Source organism: Geomonas sp. (assembly GCF_056994735.1).
Genome location: NZ_JBXKJL010000269.1, coordinates 1 through 1,749, shown reverse-complemented (window position 1 = coordinate 1,749; position 1,749 = coordinate 1). Strand labels below are relative to the sequence as shown.

The window sequence follows — 1,749 nt, the reverse complement described above, 5'->3', positions numbered from 1 at the left end:
GCCCTGCGGGCGCTCGTGCAGGAGTGGTTGCCCGTGAGGGGAATAAAAAAACCTGACAAGTACCAATCTTCCGCCAGCTTCCAAAACTGTCATTCCCGAAGCGATTCTGATCGGGAATCCAGATCCTAAACGACGTGAAATCTGGATCCCCGATAAGGGCATTCGGGGATGACAATCTCAGAGCGGAAGATTAGCGCCAATCAGTTTCCTCTTTATCCGTCCCTCGCCCTCCGGGAGAGGGTGCCCGAAGGGCGGGTGAGGGAGCTGACAAATTGCGTACTTCGACAGGCTCAGCACGAACGGATCCAGCGGATGCGTACTTCGACAGGCTCAGCACGAACGGATCAAGTTGACGCGTGCTTCGACGAGCTCAGCACGAACGGATCAAGCGGATGCGTGCTTCGACAGGCTCAGCGCGAACGGATCCAGCGGATGCGCGCTTCGACAGGCTCCGCACGAACGGATCAAGCGGATGCATGCTTCGACAGGCTCAGCGCGAACGGATCAAGCGGATGCGTGCTTCGACAGGCTCAGCACGAACGGGCGTGAAGCTGCCCCGGGGTCCCCCCCTTGTCAAAGGGGGGTCAGGGGGGATTGTTTCTCGGTTTTCTCAGATTTTCTCCGTGTCTCCGTGGCTAACGGTTTCCCCGGAAGATTGAGTTTCTATCACGCTGCAGGATCACTGTCAAACCGGTTGACCGTCAACTGTCTCAATGTTAATATGCGCGCCATGAAAAAGTACCCCTATGTAATTACGGTCTCCTCTGAAAAAGGAGGGGTCGGCAAGACGACTCTGGCAACCAATCTGGCAATTTTCCTGAAGGCGCTCGACGAAGACCTGCCCGTCTCCATTTTCTCCTTCGACAACCATTTCACCATCGATAAGATGTTCGCCATCAAAGGGCAGAAGCAGACGGGATCCGTCGCGGACCTGCTCCTCGAGACCCGCGGCTGCGATCTGCTGCACACCGGGCAGTACGGCGTCAACTACATCCCGTCGTCCAACTCCCTTCCTGAACTCAGGGGATCGATGAAGGGGCCGATGGTGCTGGCGAGGCTATTGGCCATGTCGGAGATCCCGGGGGTCCTGATCGTGGACACCAGGCCGGACCTCGACGTCTTGACCCAGAACGCCCTCTACGCGGCGGACCGGGTGCTGGTCCCGATCAAGGACATGGCCAGCATGGACAACTGCCGCAACATCTTCGAACTCTTCGACAAGCGCGGCCTCGACCGCAAGAGCCTGTCGCTGGTCCCCTGCCTGATCGACGAGCGCATCAAGTTCGACGGCATGTTCAAGGACCAGAAGACGCTCCTGAAGGCGTTCGCCATCAACCGCGGCTACCGCTGCTCGGACACCTTCATCTCCAAGAGTCCGAAGGTCGAAAGCCTCAACACCAACCCGGAGGGGAAGATCTACCCGATCCTGACCCACGGGCGCGGCACCGACGTCTTCGGCCAGTTCACCGCCCTGGCCCAGGGCGCACTTGAAGATTACCGGAATACCAGCGAGCCCCGCGCCGTCCTCTTCGACAAGTGGCAAAAGGAAGAGGACCAGCGGAAGAAGGAAGCCTACTTCGGCAGGCTGACCGGCCTCAAGAGCGAGTGTCTGGTCTGCGGCAGGGAACTCGACCAGAACTCGCAGATCGCCTACTACTGCGAAAGTTCCGATGGCGCCACCTGCGGCTACATCGAGGCCGACTGCTTCACCTCATTCCTCATCTCGTCGATCTTCCGTATCAACAGGGA

1 protein-coding gene is annotated in these 1,749 nt (G+C 58.8%); it reads left to right on the top strand.

Annotation, left to right across the window (positions count from 1 at the left end):
- Positions 1-721: 721 nt before the first annotated feature.
- Positions 722-1,749, top strand: a 1,028-nt coding sequence (locus tag AC11W3_RS11705; protein WP_484093066.1) for a ParA family protein, incomplete at its 3' end; no start/stop codon positions are given.